Origin of the sequence: Psychrobacillus sp. NPDC096389 (assembly GCF_044762855.1) — a bacterium.
GTDB lineage: Bacteria > Bacillota > Bacilli > Bacillales_A > Planococcaceae > Psychrobacillus.
Genome location: NZ_JBIWFB010000010.1, coordinates 109,580 through 128,269 on the forward strand (window position 1 = coordinate 109,580; position 18,690 = coordinate 128,269).

An 18,690-nucleotide genomic window follows, 5' to 3' on the forward strand; every position below is an offset into this window, starting at 1 on the left:
GACTTTTTGTCACCATGCGACAAAATTTGCATTTTCTATAGTTTACAATGTAAAAGTTGGTTTAGAAACCACAAAAAAAACGGATATGGTTTATCGATTTAAAATATTATTTGGAGGAAAGATCGTGTATAGTTACTTAGATGAAAAAGCTTTATTGTTTCAAATTGCAATAAAAAGAAAAATCATGTACAAAAAAGCGAAAGACTATGGATTTACACATCCCACTGTCGTATCATGTAGTCAAGAACTGGATGAATTATTAAACAAATATCAAAAAATAGCGTCATAGGTTAAGGAAAAATCAGTCATCTAAGATTTGCTTTCACTTACAATTCCATAAAATGTATACGCACCCTCTAATGGTTTATTAGAGGGTCACTTTTTTTATAAAAGAAGTAAAAGAACGCACCTCTATACAACCGGCTGCATCTTACAGCCTAGTTCGTATAATGATGCGTTAATTTATTATACAGCGACAACAAAGTTCAAAGCAAATGTCTGTTCTTTCTCTATTTGGATTGCTTGTAACTTCTCTACTTCCAGTTTTCTTTGATTTGCACATTCCATATTATTCAGTTTGGAAATTAAATTTTTATCAATAAGAGATGCTAAGAAATCTGCATCTTTTAATGAACTATTTAAACCAAAAGCTCCAGTTGGTGTCATCGTATGCACCGCGTCTCCGATTAAAGCAACACCCTTATTTCCCCAGCTTTTACTTGTAGAACTAAATACATCTAATAACACAAAATCTTTCCATGATTGAATAGAGTCTCGTACCGTTTCTTCCAACTCTGGAAATGCTTCCACTAGTTGATCTATAAAAGGTGTAAACGGTTGTTTTCGTAACTTTGGAAATGAACCTTCTTCAATATTCCAACCGATTTGGATATACCCCTTCGCTTGGGTAAACAAAGATAATTGTTTATCACCAATTAGTGCCATTCTGATCGAAGGTTCCCAATTGTCCGGAGCAGGAATTCTCGCCCAAAGTAGGTCAAATCCATGTTTTCTAATCGTTGTTTCAATTTCTGCTTTTTTTCGGACGGTTGAATATCGACCATCCGCGCCAACAACCAACTGGCAGTCTATGACCATTTCTTCACCATCACGCATCGCTCGAACTCCATGGTAATTGCCAGATTCATCTTTTAATAGTTCAACAACCTTCGTGTTCATCATCGAACTATAAGATGGATATTCTTCTGCTGCTTCTAGCAAGACAGATAACAAATGAATTTGTGGAACATGAATGCCTAAATGTCCTATTTGTGGATCTGGTAAAATGGTTTTAAAAGGTTTCCCTCCATGCCAATATTCTAGTTTTTCCATACGGAGTAAACCTTGTTTTTCTACTTGTTCAAAAAGTCCATGTTCTTTTAAAATCGTTTCGCCTTCTTCGTTTAAATGTTCACCGCGAAACGCCTTTCCTACAGCCGCATGTTGTTCTAGCAGCAAGACCGAAACATCTTTCTTAGCAAGCAAATACGCAAGTAACGCTCCTCCTGGACCTGCCCCTACAATACAAACATCTACTTTATAGTTCACTTCACAATCCTCCTGCTATGGACTATCAACCATGTTCTCGTCGTTTTATCCATTAAAACATTTAACTTACCTATCGTAAGTAAGTATATAATTACAATCTACTTTAGTCAAATGAAAAACAATAGAAAAAGCCGCACCGTATCTATGACAGGGCGACTTATACTATTCTATCATAACTGTTAATAAATATCTCTGTCCCAAAATCGTTGTTGTGTAATAGCCTGGAGGAACATTTTATCGAAATCATCATTGTCGGAAGCAAATATAATTCCAGGTCCTGCTTTTGCACTTGATGCATCAAAAAATGGCACTCCTGTTGTTGCTACACCAATCGGTTTAAAATGCTTGAACGTTTCATCTATAAAGTTAGTTACATCTGAATTGAATTTCCCTTGATTTTCAGCAGTCCCTCCAATTACATATATGGCATCAAATAAAACTGGGTCTGTTGTAAGGAAAGTTTCATTTACCCTTACTTTAAAACGATCTTTACTTCTAACTATGCCAAACTTCTCCGCAACAATCTTGAACTGTACGCCGTATCGTCTGAGCATCTTAACTACCTTTTCCACTTCATCCACATCGAATCCATTCCCCATAAGGACAGAAACTCTTAGCGTTTGAGGTACTTTTCTAGTGTTTGCTTGACTTAGTGCAGGAGAAGAGGCAGTAACTTGTGACTGGGACCCAATTGGTCTGTTCACACCTATATTGTCTGCCACAATACTGGCCATTTCTAAGTCGACATGAGCGAACATATCTACCACTTGCTGCCTAACACTGCGATCATTGACTTTCCCTACTTCAAAAGAGAATGCATTAATAATATGCTGTTTTTCTGGAGGAGACATGCTATTCCAAAAAAGTCTTGCTTGTGAAAAATGATCTTTGAATGACTCACTTCTTGCTTGTATAACCCGCCCTTCCACTTTTTGTGCGTAGTGGACAAAGCCACCTTCTTTTGCGGTACTAGTGGAAGGTGTGTTGTTTGCTAAAGAATTTTTATGGTAGCTTACTTGCCCTACATTGATGGACTGGCGACTAAATCCATTACGCTGATTATTATGGAACGGACAAATAGGACGGTTAATGGGGATTTCTGTAAAGTTCGGTCCGCCAAGCCGTAATAATTGTGTGTCAATATAAGAAAACAGCCTTCCTTGCAACAGCGGATCATTCGTAAAGTCAATCCCAGGCACTAGATTTCCCGGGTGGAATGCCACTTGCTCTGTTTCCGCGAAAACATTGTCTACATTTCGGTTTAATGTCATCTTGCCGATTATTTTAACAGGCACTATTTCTTCTGGCCATATTTTCGTAGCATCTAAAATGTCGAAGTCAAACAAGAATTCATCCGCTTCGTTGATCATTTGGACACCTAATTCATATTCGGCAAAATTACCAGCTTCAATGGATTCCCATAAATCACGACGCTGGAAATCAGGATCTTTCCCAGCAATCTTTTGAGCTTCATCCCAAACCAGCGAATGGACTCCTAATAGTGGTTTCCAATGAAACTTCACAAACTTTGCTAGCCCTTGAGCATTGACAAATCGAAAAGTATGAACACCAAAACCTTCCATCATACGATAGTTTTTCGGGATTGTGCGATCAGACATATGCCACATAATCATAGCCGCTGATTCTTGATTGTTTGCAACAAAATCCCAAAAAGTATCATGTGCTGAAGCTGCTTGTGGCATTTCATTATGTGGCTCAGGTTTTACCGCATGTATAAGATCTGGAAACTTTAAGGCATCTTGGATAAAAAATATAGGAATATTATTGCCAACTAAATCATAATTTCCTTCTTCGGTATAAAATTTCACCGCAAATCCGCGAACATCACGTACAGTGTCAGGAGAACCTGAACTTCCAACAACATTTGAAAATCTAGTAAAGACAGGTGTCTTAGTTCCGGCTTTTTGCAGAAATCCTGCTTTTGTATATTCCGCCATCGATTCATACAATTCGAATTCCCCATGTGCTGCGTACCCTCTTGCATGCACTACTCTTTCTGGAATTCGTTCATGGTCGAAATGCGTAATTTTTTCCCTGAAGTGGAAATCCTCCATAAGCGTCGGTCCGCGAACACCGGCTTTTAGTGATTCTTCGTCATTTGATACTTTTAAGCTTTGATTGGTCGTCATCTTTTTCCCGTCATTATTAACTCGAAACTGTTCTAATTGAAGATCCTTACTATTTTCATCCACTTTTCCTTTATCGTTTTCAGGCGTTTTATCCACCAAATCCCCTTTCTATCCGTGATTTTTTCTTCTATTTTGCCCTATGTATACTATATGTAAGGAATGTGCTACTTATTAAAGGCAGTTAGACGATGAACCTCTTATTTAACTTTTCCGTTTACTGAGCGAAATGGTGATGCTTTGAAAGAATGAGTGTAATTGTCATAACAAAAGACAAAATTAGAAAGCACGCTTACATCCATTATTTCACTCGTTTCAGACAACAGTACTAGCGGGATACATATAAAGGATTTTCTAGCTTTTGACTGGGATAAGGCATTTTTGATAAGACCTTATACTTCTGAAGAAGAAATCGAAAAACAAATTGGCGTGGACTTCAAAGACGACAGCAATATTGGCTCAAGAGACGACATCTATTTATTGATATTTCTCAAAGATATTAATGTTGTTCAATACGAAGAATTAGCACGACAACAATGTGACTTTTCCATAAAAGAAGAAGAATATTTAACGCCATCTACCGATTTACTCTACTTTATAAGACATTCGAAATGTTATTTGTTGCTCCAAAAAATAAGCGTATTGGAAATGGTTCCTCCAATACGCTTATTTTGCTTGCTATTTTTGATTAAAAAAACGTTTTCCTAGTGTCTCCACAGTCTTCGGAAATACTGCATATAGTTTGCTTGTAATACTCATATACCCTGGTAAATCCACTTCTCGAACTGGATGCTCGATTGCTTTCACAATAGCTTGGACCACTTGTTCGGGAGACAATAGATGCTTATTTAATTTTTCCCTGTAGCTACCGGTTTGGTCAGCTAAGTCTAGAAACGGAGTATCGATTGGTCCAGGATTGATTGTTGTAACAAGAATGCCGAATTCCTTCAGTTCCATCCGCACAGCATTTGCAAATCCAATAATGGCATGTTTGGAAGCTGCATAGACTGACGCTTTTGGAGTCGCAACTTTCCCTGCTTGTGAAGCAACAAATAAAATATGTCCTCTTCCTCTATTTTTCATTTTCGATGCAAAAAATTTGGTCAGTTTCATCGGTGCAAGTACATTTACTTGCATAATTTGATCCATTACTTTTTCTTCTAAATCGGTCACATAAGCGAATGTTCCTACACCAGCACAGTGAATTAGTGTATCAGGTGTCCCCATGTCTTGGAACATTTCGTCAAACGATTGGTCTACGGTTAAGTCGGCTTGTATTGTATATACACCTAACTGTTTTAATTCTTCTAATGCTTGCTGATTTCTTCCCGTTGCCCATACTTCATGTCCTTGTGCGTGAAGTTTTTTAGCAAGCAAAAGCCCGACGCCACTTGTAGCGCCGGTAATACATATTTTCTTAGACTTGCCCATACAACAATATCCCTTTCTCATTTCGCTGCTCCGTAATATAACCGTTTTCCATTAAATAATCCACTTGCCCAATTGTTTCAGAAAGCGTTAAACCTAGTTCTTTTTCGTATACTTTTGGAAATAGCTCTTGCGTAAGTTCAAAAATCGTTTTCTCTCCATTTTTCATCATATCTAAAACTTTCATCGCTCGTTCTTTTTGTTTTTCTAGTCTAATCTCTAATAATTCATATACATTGTACACTTCGTCACCATGCCCACTATATACCTTCTCGACTGGTAGTTCTTGAATTCTTTTTAAAGACTCGTTGTATTGTAACATCGATTTAGTCCGTTTTCCTTTATTTAAGGGTGGTTCAATTAGTGGGTTTGATGATACTTTCTCTATAATTAAATCTCCACCGATTAAAACTTGTGCTTTCTCGGCCCAAAAAGATAGATGACTTTGCGCATGACCTAAAGTTTCCAGTACAGTAAATTCAGGATGCCCAGACAACACATCACCATCTTTTAAGACTGTATCTATTGGACGATTCCCTATAAAATGTAGCGGTCTTTTCATCTTTTCCACCCAATGTAAGTAACTTTCTGGTACTCCCTCTTCGATTAAACATTGCAGATAAAACTCATCATGAAATCGGAAGAAATCTTCATCTTTTGTTACCCAAGGTTGATTATATGCATGACCTAAAACAATAGCTTTGTCAAAAGCCTCTATCAAGCCGGAATGATCCGGGTGATGATGTGTTAAAAGCACTTGCTCAATATCAGATGGTGCGTAGCCCGCTTCTTTTATCCCAGCAAAAAGTGCTTGTCGTGCTTCTTCTGTTTTTGGTCCAACATCGATTAATGTCAGTGCATCCCCTTTTAATAAATATGAATTTACATCTCCTACTGCAAATGGAGTAGGCACGCTTATTTTATGTATCATCCGATGAATTCCCCTTTTTTTATGAATAGTTATTCATACCATTGTACAGCTTTTTCCATAAGTCGTCATTAAAATGAAGTTGACTTTTCTGAAAATGCAACATATAATTTCAGTAATTCAGAAAATAAAAGCCAAGATGAAGAATAGTACATATATGATGGAGTACTAGAGAGTGAAATGACCCGCTGCAAGTTTCACCTCCCGCTCATATGTCGAACCTACTTCGGAGCTACTATGTAAACATAGTCGTGCCTTCCGCGATAAGGAGGAGTAAGTTGTGCCGTATTTTCGGCAAATTTAGGTGGTACCGCGGAGACAAGCGTTTTCGTCCTTATTTATATAGGGACGGAAGCGCTTTTTTATATGACCAAAATAAACAGAATAATTAATCGATTGATTTGGTGTTAAGTAATTAATTTCAATAAAAAAGTTAACAATTCAAGGAGAGATAATAGTGCAAGATCTAAATGAAATTGTAAATAGATTAGATAAAGAATTTAAAATCAAAGAATTTGGGAAGGATTCTGCTTTCAGTAGATTTATACCAAATGTTTATGATCCTATAAAGTTTGATTGGAAAGCAATTTTTGAGAAAGAGTTTGTCGAATTATTTAATGGGCTTATGTTAAGAGGGGCTTCAAATATAGAAAAAGTTTTTTTGGCCGTCTTTCCTACCGATTATGTCTTGGAAAAATTTATTGAAGAAAGTAATGAGGGAGATTTATTATTTATGCATCATCCCTTACTTATGGAATGTGGGGATCCCTATGGTAGCTGGGGAAAAGGATTTGTACCTATAAATGAAAAATACATTGATCAAATTAAACAGAAAAAGTTGTCAATTTATACTTGCCATGTTCCAATGGATTGTCATAAACAGTTAAGTACTAACATTGCCATTGCTAAAGAGTTAAACGCAAAAGTTATCGATAAAGACCCAATAAATGACCAGAGTAATGACTTTGTACTGTACTGTAATATAGAAAACTCCGATACCCAAAGCTTAATTACTATGTTAAAAGAAATATTTAATATCCCTTATGTTGACTTCGAAGGCCAAGAGCTACAGGATATTCAAAAAGTCGCAATTGTTGCGGGTTGCGGAGACGTAGTAGACTGGATGGAAGAAGCCGAGAGAAACGGTGTGCAAGCATATATTACAGGAGAAATACATTGTCATATTGACAATGAATATGGAAAGCAAAAATTTAATAGGATTATGGATTATGCTTCAAAAACCTCTATGTCACTAATAGGCGTTTCTCATTCTGCTTCAGAATATCTTGTTCACCAAACTTTAATGAAAAATTGGTTTGAAAAGAACTTCGATATTAAAACATTCTTAATTCCGCAGGAAAAATGGTGGTTATAAGAATGGGAATTGTTTTTTTTAGTATATAACTTCCAATAACTAATAGATGAACAATATTTTATTTCACGAATAATTACTAGAACGTAAACTTAAAGGAGTGGATTGTACATGTCGAAAATAGTTTTTATCGGAGCTGGAGCAATGGCGGAAGCAATTATTAATGGCTTGACAAAAGAGGAAAAATTTCTTCCAGCGCAAATTCACGTGACCAATAAATCAGATATCGATCAACTGGAACATTTGAAACGAACATATAACATACAAATCGTATGCGAAGAGAAAAAAGCAATAAAAGAGGCAGATATTATTGTTTTGGCAATGAAACCGAAAGATTCCATTGATGCATTTGAAGAAATTTCCTCTTATTTAAATGAAAAAGCTACCATCATTTCGGTTATTGCAGGTGTATCTATCCAAACAATCGCTTCCCATTTAGGGACTCGACCAATTGCACGGGTGATGCCGAATACTTCGGCAGCTGTTGGATTAAGTGCGTCGGCTGTAAGTTGGAATGCCCTTGTTTCTGAGAGTTTGAAACAGGAAATTATTAATATACTACAAGCAATTGGTTCTGTAAAAGTAGTGGACGAAGAAGATTTACATGTCGTGACAGCACTTGCTGGTAGTGGTCCTGCATATTTATACTACTTTGCGGAACAATTTGAAGCAGCAGCTGTACAGCATGGTTTATCTTCTGAAGATGCACGACAATTATTCATCCAAACAATGGAAGGTGCGGCACAAATGCTGAAAAAAGGCGACGTCGAACCATCTGAACTACGTAGAAAAGTAACTAGTCCAGGAGGCACAACGGAAGCTGGAGTTGAACAGTTAATACAGCATAAAGTAAACGAAGCAATATTTGCATGCATTAACGCAGCCCAGAATAAGTCTCGTGTTCTTGGTAAGCAATACGAATAACATGGTGGAAATTGTCTAAGGGATATTAATTGGAATGGTAGAGCAATCAACTTCCCTTAGTAAGCAACTATTTATCCTAACAAAGCAACAAACATATAGAAAGGCGTGCACAATTAAATGGATAATTCATATTTTGTCGGTTGGGGCACTCTCGCCCTCATTAATGCAGGAATAGCACAAGGTAAAAACAGAAGCGGATTAAATTGGTTTCTTTTATCCTTAATTATCGGTCCAATTGCAACGCTGAGTTTAGTAATAGTTGATAAAAAATAAAAAAATTCCGAGTGATACTACTCCCTCGGAATCTTCTTTAATTGACCATTCGACCAATCATATTCAGCAAAATCTTCTGCAATGTATATCGGAAATTCATAATGCTTTACTTGAGCAAGCATCTCTTTTATATCAGAAGGCATAAATCTTGCGCTAATATGATTGACAATCAAATGCTGGGCTTCAGATTCTTTACATACATTTGCTGCATCCATGATAGTAGAGTGACCATACTGACCGGCAAGTTCTGCTGTTTCTTGATCAAACGTCCCTTCATGCACGACAATGTCCGCATTTCGACTTAACAGTATGGCATTCTCACAAAACCTTGTATCTCCTAGAATGGTCACTTGGAATCCTTCTTTTGGTTCCCCAGTTACATCGACACTCTTTACAATACGTCCATCTGCTAGCTCTGCGTCATGCCCTTCTTTTAGTTGCTTTAACAAAGGTCCCCTTGGTACTCCTAATGCATCTGTTTTTTCAATCAAAAGTTCAGGAGGAAGATCTTTTTGCCTTACTTTATATCCAAAACATGGAATGACATGCTCAAGCAATTTTGCTTCCACGATAAATTGATTATCTTCAAAAATGATGCCCTCTTCAATTTCGATTATGTTCAGTGCATACTTTATATGCGTTTTAGACGTAGCAAGTGTCAATTCGATCCATGCTTTAAGTCCAACAGGCCCGTAAATCGTTAAAGGCTCATCTCCTCCTAAAAAGGAACGAGAACCAAGTAAACCAGGCAATCCATATATATGATCTCCATGTAAATGCGTAATAAATAGTTTTTCTAATTTTCGAGGTTTTAATGTTGTATGTAGGATTTGATGTTGCGTCGCCTCTCCACAATCAAACATCCAAAATGTTCCCCGTTCATCGAGTAATTTTAATACGGTGGCAGTCGTATTGCGCATTTTGGAAGGCATTCCTGCACCAGTACCTAAAAATAATAATTGCATCTGTACACCTACTTTCGTAATCAACCCAAAAAATCTTTACAAATACCCACTTTGGCTCTAATGTGTATTTTTTACTTTTATTCCTTTAATACTACCTTTTCAAAACATGTCTTGCAACAGATTACCGTAAGAAAAAACGTCAAGAGATAATAAGGTACCTAAAGTATAGGGTAGTATTAATCTAGCGTCTAAACTAGGAAAGGCCACTGCAAAGTCAGTTACTTTGACTTTTTCAGTAGCCTCTAAATTTAATCCTATATCTCCCTTACATACTCATTTGACGACATGCTTCTGCGCATTTATAGCAAGCATCCGCACATTGTTGACAGTGGTCATGCTCATGCTTAGCACATTCTTCCGCACAGCGTTCACAGATTTCCGCGCAAAGCTGACATATTTCTTTTACGAATGGGCTATTGGAAGTCATAGCTTGAATTGCAAACGCGCAAATGTCTGCACAAGCACGATCTAGTCGGATGCACTCTGCCATCATTTTTACATCATCTTCCTGTAAACAAGCATCAAAGCATGTGTTACAAGCCTTTAAACATTCTAAACAAGCTTTCAGACATTCTTCATAATTTGAATTCATCGAAACTCCTCCTAGATTTTAATAAAAGTTTTCACTTTAATTTTCCCTATAAATATGGTCTTAAACTAAAAAGAAGAAGTACTTCATACATTTTCGTTTAAAGCTAAATGTAAAAAGGGCTGTCCATAAATAGGACAGCTACCTTTTTTCGATTATAAATATCTTGTGAGACACTTATTTTGACGATAGTTCACTTTCCGTAACCCATTTATGATTGGTCACTTTTTCTCCATTAGTTGTTGACGTGTAATCAATCATATAAACTGTCGTTTTCTCAGCTGAATCTATTTCCGCACTTGCATCTTGCATCCCTTCCATATGATTAGCTTCTATCGTTACTTTTGATCCTGGTTTTAGTGTTTCACTACCAGCTTCTTTGATCTCTTCTTGAATCACCCATTTATGATTGGTAACTTTCTCTCCACCTGTAGTCGGAGTATAAGATATCGTATAGACTGTTGTATCATAGGCACCCACAATTGTTGCTTCTGCACCCTTCATCCCTTCCATGTGATCCGTTTCGATAATTGCTTGGCTTCCTACTGGATAAGTTGGATTTTCTGCAACTTTCAAACCTTCGGGAACTTCCCCTGAACTAGAATGATCCATCATAGAGTGATCCATGGGCATGTTTTCTTCTGTACTTGAATGTGTATCCTTTTTTTCGTTGTCAGTCGTATTACCACCACAAGCTGTTAATGTAAATGCTGCGAACAAACTTACAATACTAATCACTATTTCTTTTTTCATCGTATTCCTCCTCAATTTTGTTTTACACCATAGAACCTCGTGACTTTAGTTTTGAGATATTCAGTAACCCTTTTTCTATACTTAATGCATATGCCGCACACGTCATTTCCGTAATTTGTAAACCCATCTCTTTTAATACATAGTTCTTTGATACTCACCTTACCCTTCATACTACTAGGGGGTATATAAAATCGTAAGAAAGAGAGTGCTAAAAAAGCACCCTATGCCACATCATACCCTTGATCATCTATTGTTTCTTTAATTTCGCTCAATGTTACTTTTTCGTTATCAAATGACACATCTACTTTTCCAGACTCTAAGTGAACTTTTACTTGTTCCACGCCATTTAATTTACCAACACTACTTTCTACAGCATTTACACAATGCCCACAAGACATTCCTTGTACATTCAATGTTATATTTTCCATCTGTACCACTACTCCTTTTATTTTCTCATTAATTTTTGAATGGTAACTAGTAGCTCATCTAGTACTTCATCGTCACCTTCCGCTAATCTATCTACTACACAGCCTTTTAAATGTCCTTGTAGAAGAACTTTTGCTACGCTGTTTAAAGCAGATTGAGTGGCCGAAAGTTGGGTAATAATATCGTCACAATAGACATCCTTATCTACCATTCCTTTAATACCACGGATTTGACCTTCTATTCGATTTAACCGAGTTGTTAAATCTTTTTTTACATGTTCAGGATGATGACTTTTCCGACAAGACATATCGGATGAGACATTATTATCTTCTGTGCTAAGATTGTCCAATTATCCAACCTCCTATCCCTTTCCTATAATACAGTACCCTCGTAGGGTATGTAAAGCGAGAAGAATTTGTTTATTTTTTTTCGTGATCATCCAAAAAATCTTTACTAAAGCTTGTTTTCGATTCCATGGTCGCTTTCTTTTTGAATTTAATTCCTCTTTTAATCGTATCTTTCCCGAACTTAGTTTGTAGCTGTTCTACAAGTTTCAATATAGGCTCTTCTTTTGCATGTTCTTCAAAATTAAAAATAGAAAGCTGTTCTACAGATTCCCCTTTATCGTACACATTGTTTACCGTAATACCGAGCAATCGGATTGGTTCCTCTTTCCAAGTGGCATGAAACAACTTTGTAGCGAGCTGAAAAATTTCTTGTTCTTCAAATAGTCGATTGGTTACTGTCTTGCTTCTCGTTTTATTTTTCCAATTAGCGTCACGAATATGAATTGTAATTGACCGTCCAGCCAAATTTTTGGACTCAAGTCGAGCTGCTACTTTTTTCGAAAGAAGGAGTAACACTTTATCAATTTCTTCTACATCTGTTACGTCATAAGGGAGTGTTGTAGAGTTCCCCACACTTTTCGTATCGAAAACTGATTCGGGATCTACTCTTCTGTGGTCGATTCCATTTGCACGTTCGGATAGTCGTATTCCTACTTTCCCCAATTTCTCTTTTAACAGACCAGGAGCGGCATTTGCCAAGTCTCCAATTGTATGTATATCGAATTCTGCAAACTTTTTGGATGTGCTTTCTCCAACACCATGCATTTCGATAACCGGAAGTGGCCAAAGTTTTTCTGCCACTTCTCGTTTACGTAAAACCGTGATTCCCATTGGTTTTTTCATATTTGATGCGGTTTTTGCTAAAAACTTATTCGGAGCGATTCCTATGGAGCTTGGTAAATCGAGTTCTCGAATAATTCGCTGTTGAATCGATTCCGCAAATGCAACAGCATCTTGTCCCATTTCCACCTCACTCACGTCCATATATCCTTCGTCAATCGACACCGGTTCTACAAGCGGTGTATACGAACGCAATATATCAAACATCGCCTTTGATGCAGCACGATACCGTTCAAAATTAGGTGGCAATAAAATCAGCTCCGGACACTTCCGTTTTGCTTCCCAAACGGACATCGTCGTATAGACACCTTTAGCGCGCGCTTCATAGGAACAAGTAACTAAAATTCCACGTCTTTGTTTGGGATCTCCTGCAACTGCAATCGCTTTTCCTTTCAATGAAGGATCATGTGCTTGTTCGACAGAAGCGTAAAAACTATTCATATCTAGATGAAATATTATTCTCGGCTTATGTTGCACGTTCCTCACCTCCACTTTGTATTACATTATTATAGCAATATTGTCTGCTTTCGTACTACTGGTAGGGAAAAGCGGTAGAATGGTCATAGTTAAAAGAGAATAAGCTGATTGCCAAGTTATAATGTGGCAATCAGCTTATTTTGATTCGTTGAAAGACTACTGATTATATGTATATTTATTGCTTCCCGGCAGTGTCTTGATTTTGTTCCAAACTTTAATCGCTTCTTCACGACTTTTCCCTTTGTTTTTAGGATCAGCAAAAAAATCACGAATAAATTGGTTGTATTCAAATTGAGGAGCAATTTTTTTCGTGTAAGATGGGTTTTTCTTACGTGCTTCTTCTTCATACCAAGCATTAATAACGTCATTATACGTTTTTCCAATATTGTTTTTAAAGTAGTTTTGGATATAAGTAGAAAAATGAAAATTAGGAATTACTGTCTTAAAAAATGCTCGTACCGCTTGACTACAGCGATGATTTACCGCAATAACTGTTTCAGGGCTTAGATTATCTTGTGGCGCTTCTTTTTTATTTACCAATGATTTTCTAATTGGATTTTTTATCTCACCGGTTAGAAGAAATATTTCAATCCTATTGGAAATCTCCACTTTAGAACCAGTGGCACTTATTCCATTTTCTCTACAAAATGACTGTAATTCTTCCTTCAACCAATAGTAATCTTTAAAACTTTGCACTGTCATATTTTTTGTAAGTTTTGGCCTCAACAAAAACACCTCCATACCCATTATAGAACATTAGTTCTTGTTAATCAAAAAAATAAAAACGCCTACCAAATCAACGAACAATTTGATAGACATTTATTATGTTAGCGACTATTGATGCTACATAGTTGCTTGTTCTTCCTTTTTAACATTTTCCAAATACGATTGGATATCTTTAATGCCTTCTAAAGAACGAACTAAAATAGATGGATCAACGATGGTAATCATTCGATTCTCTAAATTTGCAACCGCAGTAAAATATTGTGTTTTCGTGTAGTTTACAAGACCAATTTGCTTTAAATCATCCGCTTGAATATCTAGTATTTCTTTTGCTTCCTTCACTAGAATTCCAATAGACATATCTTGTGTATGCATCGTCACGACACGAGCATTCTCATAATTTACACCGCTTCGATGATATAAAATTTCTTCGAAGTCGATAATTGGAACGAGTTCTCCACGAATCTTCATAAGTCCGATTAAATAATTCGGTAAATGTGGGATCGGGTTTACTTGTTCCAATTTTTCGATCGATACGACATGTTCAATTGGAACCGCATATTCTTCATTTCCACATTGAAAAACAACTACTTTTTCATTAGTCAATAACAGCACCTCCTGTATACGTTATTCTGCTGCTACTTTTACAATCTCTACAAGTAAATCAGCCAATTTTTCTAGCTCTACTACTGGCATGCGTTCATTTGTCGTATGAATTTCCTCATAACCAACCGATAAAATAACCGTTGGAATCCCAAATCCGGCAATGACATTTGCATCACTACCTCCGCCGCTTCTTTTTATATCGGCAGTTCGACCAATTTTTTCAACCGCTTTTTTCGCTACTTGTACTACTTCGTGATCCTCTTCAAAATGGAAACCAGGATACATTAATTCCGTTTCCGTTTTAGCTGTACCGCCTAGTTTTTCTGCTGTTTCTGCGAACGTAGCTACCATATGAGCCACTTGTGCTTCTAATTTTTCGCTATGAAGAGAACGTGCTTCTGATAAAATATGCACTTCATCGCATACGATATTTGTTGCTTGTCCACCTTCAAAGCGACCAATATTAGCAGTCGTTTCTGCATCGATACGACCTAATTTCATCGCAGAAATTGCTTTAGAAGCTAATGTGATAGCAGAAATTCCTTTTTCAGGTGCAACTCCAGCATGTGCTGTTTTACCAGTAATCGTTGTCCACAGTTTAGATTGAAACGGAGCAGCAGTAACAATCCCGCCTACTGGACCATCGCTATCAATAGCATAGCCGTATTTAGCTGTAAGTAAGGAAGAATCCATTTCTTTTGCTCCAACTAAACCACTTTCTTCTCCAGCTGTTATGACAACTTGGATATCACCATGTTGTACATCTTGCTCTTTCAAACGACGAATAGCTTCAAATAACGCAGCAATTCCTGCTTTATCATCCGCTCCTAAAATAGTTGTTCCGTCCGAATAAATATAGCCATCTTCTTTTAAAATTGGTTGGATTCCTTTACCTGGAACAACTGTATCCATATGAACAGTGAAATAAATTGCATCCACATCTGCTTTAGTTCCTTTTAAAGTGGCGATTAAATTACCTGCACCATGCCCAGTTCGTTCAGCAGAATCATCTTCTACGACAGAAAAACCTAATTGCTCTAATTTTTTTGTTAAGATCGGTGCGATTATTTCCTCGTGTTTCGTTTCGGAATCTATTTTTACTAATTCAAAAAATTCTTCTATTAAACGGTTCATGTTGTGTAGACTCCTTTATAATGGAATATTACCATGTTTTTTGTTTGGTCTTGTTTCTTTTTTGTTACGCATCATATCTAATGCTTGGATTAGCTTAATACGTGTTTCACGAGGATCGATTACATCGTCCACCATCCCCATCGAAGCTGCTACATACGGGTTAGCAAATTTTTCACGGTATTCTTCTATTTTCTCTGCACGAACTTTTTCAGGATCCTCGCTGTTGGCGATTTCTTTTGCAAAAATAATATTTGCAGCCCCCTGTGGTCCCATAACAGCAATCTCCGCATTCGGCCATGCGAACACGACATCTGCACCTATCGACTTGGAGTTTAGTGCAACATAAGCCCCGCCATATGCTTTACGTAAAATAACGGTCATTTTCGGAACAGTTGCTTCCGAATAGGCAAATAAAATCTTCGCTCCGTGACGGATAATTCCTCCGTGCTCTTGCTTAATACCAGGGAAGAAACCAGTAACATCTTCAAATGTAATAATAGGAATATTAAAGGAATCACAAAAACGAATGAAGCGAGCCGCTTTATCACTGGAGTCGATATCCAGTCCGCCAGCCATCACTTTAGGTTGGTTACAAACGAGTCCCACTACTTCTCCTTTAATACGTGCTAAACCGATGACAATATTTTTCGCAAACTCTTTTTGTACTTCTAGAAAAGAATCAGTGTCTACTACTTGTTCAATCACTTTGCGAATATCATAAGGACGAACTGCTTCAAATGGCACGATATCTGCTAAATCAGGACGGTCATCGTTTTCCGATGCCACATCTGTAATAGCCGGTTTTTCCTCAAAGTTTTGAGGTAGATAACTTAATAGTAAACGAACATTTTCTAGTACTTCTTCTTCCGTTTTGCCACGGAAATGAGCATTACCACTAATCGTGTTATGTACTTTTGACCCACCTAAGTCTTCTGCAGAAATCTTTTCACCAGTAACCGTTTCAATCACTTTTGGTCCCGTGATGAACATTTGACTCGTTTCATCCGTCATAAAAACGAAATCGGTAATTGCAGGTGAATACACTGCTCCACCAGCACAAGGGCCTAAAATAACCGAAATTTGTGGAATCACACCGGAATAAATCGCATTACGATAAAAGATTTGTCCGTATCCATCTAGAGAAACAACCCCTTCTTGAATACGAGCACCACCAGAATCATTTAGTCCGATAAAAGGAGCTCCATTTTTTGCGGCTAAATCCATAACATTCGCTATTTTCAACGCATGCATTTCACCAAGTGCTCCACCAAATACCGTGAAATCTTGTGAAAATAGATAAATTGGTCGACCATTTACTTTTCCATACCCTGTGACTACCCCGTCACCAGGTCCAACTTGCTTGTCCATCCCAAAGTCAACGGTACGATGCTGGATAAATGGATTTAACTCAACAAATGATCCTTTATCCACGAGTAATTCAATGCGTTCACGAGCAGTAAGCTTCCCTTTTTCATGTTGCTTTTCGATACGCTCGTCTCCGCCACCTAATTCAATTTTACGCTTACGATCATATAAATCATTGATTTTTTCATAAATATCCATTTATTTACTTCGCTCCCCCTGTTTTATCACAAAGCTCATATAAAACCCCACCAGATGATTTTGGATGAATGAATGCCACTTGCGCACCACCCGCTCCAACTTTTGGCGTTTCTTGAATGAGCCTTACCCCTTTTTCTTTTAGCTCATTTAAACGTTGTTGAATATTTGTTACACCGAAGGCAACATGATGAATGCCTTCTCCTTTTTTCTCAATGAAGGAATGTACCGCGCTAGTTTCGTCCATAGGCTGAAGTAATTCCAGTTTTACATTGCCGCTATCGATAAAAGCAACTCGCACTTTTTCAGATAGAACCTCTTCAATATGTATTAATTTCAAACCTAATGTTTCTGTGTAATATGGAAGGGAATCTTCTATATTTCTCACAGCAATTCCTATATGATCGACCTTTTCCATTGTTGCACACCCCTTACTGTTTGACTATTCTCTATTCTATTGTACAGATTTCCAAAAAGATTGGCTACCTCTTGTCATTTTTTTCGTTTTTGTTAAAATAGTAGTACATACTAAAGGAGAGAATTTCATGCGCAATCAAAAATTCCGTAAAATTGTTGTTTACTTAATGATTTTTGTAATGGTTATGTCTTCCCTATTATTCGGATTAAGCTTCGTTCTGCAATAATATTAGAAAACAGCGGTAGCTCGTATGCTTCCGCTGTTTTTTATTGATTACTTATTTGTAAATTACAAAGTTTAGTTCCAAATACTTAACATCAAATACCCAGATACTATTCCAAACAAGATACTTATTAAACTTCCGATTAAATAATACTCCGCAAAACTTTTATCCTCAAATTGTTTAAATCTGGTTATTGCTTTCATGGCTATTATGAAACCTATACTTCCAATTGCATTAACCATGACCAAAACCATTATAATTAACCTTTCGACAATGCCTATTATTATACCTGCATTTTTGGGTGAGTCTTGTATCTGAATTACTGCATCTATACTTTGTGTTTCTATTTGAACACTTTCATTGGAAGATACTTGATTTTTTATTTTATTGTCTTTCGTAATAGTTACTTTTTTTTCTTCTCTAGATTCAGTATAGGAATTTGAGGGTCTGAAAGGTTGTAATATAATCGAAATTATGAAACCGCTAAAATATGTGTTAATTAACAATATTATTCCACTTAAAATTATCATAGATTCCTGAGTCAGATATAAACGTTCATCTAACGTAATTAGTGCGATCAAATTCTTTATGAAGTTCATATCCGTGTTAGTAACAATACGTATGATTAAAATAATAGTTGCCATATGAAATATTTGAACCGCTAAAAAAATCAGCAACCTCATGAGACTTTTCATATATTCAGATGAATATTTTTTATTATATAATTCGTCCAACCATTTTGCGGCTAAGTCGATAAAAAAATGAATACATGTAATAATTATTATAACAATTGCAATCTGAACATAATCCACCTGCATATTCACTATTAAGAAAAAAATGAAAGTTAATACTATATATATTCCTAATTGAACGCCTGATTGTTTTAACGATCCCCTTATGCCATGTTTTCTAGATTCGTTATTTTTTAAAAATATCCACTTCATTTGGAACGAAAAATCAGCTAGTAATTGTCCTAGTACTAATAATAGTGTATATGCTCCCAAGATCC

General features: G+C 36.7%; 21 protein-coding genes and 1 other annotated feature. Of the genes, 5 read left to right on the forward strand and 16 right to left on the reverse strand.

What is annotated here, in order from left to right; all coding sequences use genetic code 11:
* The first annotated feature begins 124 nt into the window (after window positions 1–124).
* Window positions 125–289 carry a Spo0E family sporulation regulatory protein-aspartic acid phosphatase gene (locus tag ACIQ38_RS19890; RefSeq protein ID WP_402827294.1) on the forward strand — a complete coding sequence of 55 codons (165 nt, stop codon included), beginning with the start codon at window positions 125–127 and terminating at the stop codon, window positions 287–289.
* Window positions 290–465: 176 nt separating this feature from the next.
* On the opposite strand, the gene ACIQ38_RS19895 is transcribed toward ACIQ38_RS19890, so the two are convergent.
* From ACIQ38_RS19895 to ACIQ38_RS19910, 4 genes are all read right to left on the reverse strand, one after another.
* Window positions 466–1,548, reverse strand: coding sequence for an FAD-dependent monooxygenase (locus ACIQ38_RS19895; protein ID WP_402827297.1), 1,083 nt, complete (start codon window positions 1,546–1,548; stop codon window positions 466–468).
* A 179-nt stretch (window positions 1,549–1,727) separates the two neighbouring features.
* Window positions 1,728–3,794, reverse strand: a complete 2,067-nt coding sequence (locus ACIQ38_RS19900; RefSeq protein WP_402827578.1) for a catalase — start codon at window positions 3,792–3,794, stop codon at window positions 1,728–1,730.
* 579 nt (window positions 3,795–4,373) lie between these two features.
* On the reverse strand, window positions 4,374–5,126 hold the full coding sequence (locus ACIQ38_RS19905) for an SDR family NAD(P)-dependent oxidoreductase (protein ID WP_402827300.1): 753 nt from the start codon (window positions 5,124–5,126) through the stop codon (window positions 4,374–4,376).
* Entirely contained in the window at window positions 5,113–6,054 is a 942-nt protein-coding gene (locus ACIQ38_RS19910) for an MBL fold metallo-hydrolase (protein WP_402827303.1), read from the reverse strand. The genes ACIQ38_RS19905 and ACIQ38_RS19910 overlap by 14 nt, the downstream gene beginning before the upstream one ends.
* 124 nt (window positions 6,055–6,178) lie before the next feature.
* Window positions 6,179–6,390 (forward strand) — a binding site (T-box leader).
* Window positions 6,391–6,508: 118 nt separating this feature from the next.
* On the opposite strand from ACIQ38_RS19910, the gene ACIQ38_RS19915 reads away from it, so the two are divergent.
* The 3 genes from ACIQ38_RS19915 (at window position 6,509) to ACIQ38_RS19925 (ending at window position 8,620) form a co-directional block, all read left to right on the forward strand.
* Entirely contained in the window at window positions 6,509–7,426 is a 918-nt protein-coding gene (locus tag ACIQ38_RS19915) for a Nif3-like dinuclear metal center hexameric protein (protein ID WP_402827306.1), read from the forward strand.
* A 108-nt stretch (window positions 7,427–7,534) separates the two neighbouring features.
* Window positions 7,535–8,347: a pyrroline-5-carboxylate reductase gene (gene proC, locus ACIQ38_RS19920; protein ID WP_402827309.1), complete on the forward strand. Its 813-nt coding sequence runs from the start codon at window positions 7,535–7,537 to the stop codon at window positions 8,345–8,347.
* Between the two features lie 117 nt (window positions 8,348–8,464).
* Complete coding sequence (locus ACIQ38_RS19925) at window positions 8,465–8,620, forward strand: hypothetical protein (protein WP_402827312.1); 156 nt, start codon at window positions 8,465–8,467, stop codon at window positions 8,618–8,620.
* 17 nt (window positions 8,621–8,637) lie between these two features.
* Here the strand turns inward: ACIQ38_RS19925 and rnz are convergent, their stop codons facing one another.
* The 11 genes from rnz to mce all read right to left on the reverse strand — a co-directional run bounded on the left by rnz (window position 8,638) and on the right by mce (window position 17,458).
* Window positions 8,638–9,585 (reverse strand): ribonuclease Z, encoded by a 948-nt coding sequence (rnz, locus tag ACIQ38_RS19930; RefSeq protein ID WP_402827315.1) that lies wholly within the window; start codon window positions 9,583–9,585, stop codon window positions 8,638–8,640.
* 265 nt (window positions 9,586–9,850) lie between these two features.
* Entirely contained in the window at window positions 9,851–10,177 is a 327-nt protein-coding gene (locus ACIQ38_RS19935) for a four-helix bundle copper-binding protein (RefSeq protein ID WP_402827318.1), read from the reverse strand.
* Window positions 10,178–10,351: 174 nt separating this feature from the next.
* Window positions 10,352–10,927, reverse strand: coding sequence for a YdhK family protein (locus tag ACIQ38_RS19940; RefSeq protein ID WP_402827321.1), 576 nt, complete (start codon window positions 10,925–10,927; stop codon window positions 10,352–10,354).
* 221 nt (window positions 10,928–11,148) lie between these two features.
* The gene (gene copZ, locus ACIQ38_RS19945) at window positions 11,149–11,355 is read right to left on the reverse strand and encodes a copper chaperone CopZ (protein ID WP_402827324.1); all 207 of its coding nucleotides are present in this window, start codon (window positions 11,353–11,355) and stop codon (window positions 11,149–11,151) included.
* A gap of 17 nt (window positions 11,356–11,372) precedes the next feature.
* Complete coding sequence (locus ACIQ38_RS19950; protein ID WP_402827581.1) at window positions 11,373–11,660, reverse strand: metal-sensing transcriptional repressor; 288 nt, start codon at window positions 11,658–11,660, stop codon at window positions 11,373–11,375.
* 112 nt (window positions 11,661–11,772) lie between these two features.
* Window positions 11,773–13,017 carry a DNA polymerase IV gene (locus tag ACIQ38_RS19955; protein WP_402827327.1) on the reverse strand — a complete coding sequence of 415 codons (1,245 nt, stop codon included), beginning with the start codon at window positions 13,015–13,017 and terminating at the stop codon, window positions 11,773–11,775.
* A gap of 156 nt (window positions 13,018–13,173) precedes the next feature.
* Window positions 13,174–13,743 (reverse strand): DUF6434 domain-containing protein, encoded by a 570-nt coding sequence (locus tag ACIQ38_RS19960; protein ID WP_402827330.1) that lies wholly within the window; start codon window positions 13,741–13,743, stop codon window positions 13,174–13,176.
* A 117-nt stretch (window positions 13,744–13,860) separates the two neighbouring features.
* Window positions 13,861–14,346, reverse strand: coding sequence for a chemotaxis protein CheW (locus ACIQ38_RS19965; RefSeq protein WP_402827333.1), 486 nt, complete (start codon window positions 14,344–14,346; stop codon window positions 13,861–13,863).
* 21 nt (window positions 14,347–14,367) lie between these two features.
* Window positions 14,368–15,480 (reverse strand): M20/M25/M40 family metallo-hydrolase, encoded by a 1,113-nt coding sequence (locus ACIQ38_RS19970; protein WP_402827335.1) that lies wholly within the window; start codon window positions 15,478–15,480, stop codon window positions 14,368–14,370.
* Between the two features lie 15 nt (window positions 15,481–15,495).
* The gene (locus ACIQ38_RS19975; protein ID WP_402827338.1) at window positions 15,496–17,043 is read right to left on the reverse strand and encodes an acyl-CoA carboxylase subunit beta; all 1,548 of its coding nucleotides are present in this window, start codon (window positions 17,041–17,043) and stop codon (window positions 15,496–15,498) included.
* Window positions 17,044–17,047: 4 nt separating this feature from the next.
* Complete coding sequence (gene mce / locus ACIQ38_RS19980) at window positions 17,048–17,458, reverse strand: methylmalonyl-CoA epimerase (RefSeq protein ID WP_402827341.1); 411 nt, start codon at window positions 17,456–17,458, stop codon at window positions 17,048–17,050.
* Window positions 17,459–17,585: 127 nt separating this feature from the next.
* On the opposite strand from mce, the gene prli42 reads away from it, so the two are divergent.
* Window positions 17,586–17,684 carry a stressosome-associated protein Prli42 gene (gene prli42, locus ACIQ38_RS19985; RefSeq protein ID WP_402827344.1) on the forward strand — a complete coding sequence of 33 codons (99 nt, stop codon included), beginning with the start codon at window positions 17,586–17,588 and terminating at the stop codon, window positions 17,682–17,684.
* Window positions 17,685–17,755: 71 nt separating this feature from the next.
* Here prli42 and ACIQ38_RS19990 read toward each other — a convergent pair whose 3' ends face one another.
* Entirely contained in the window at window positions 17,756–18,685 is a 930-nt protein-coding gene (locus ACIQ38_RS19990; protein ID WP_402827347.1) for a DUF3307 domain-containing protein, read from the reverse strand.
* Window positions 18,686–18,690 lie beyond the last annotated feature (5 nt).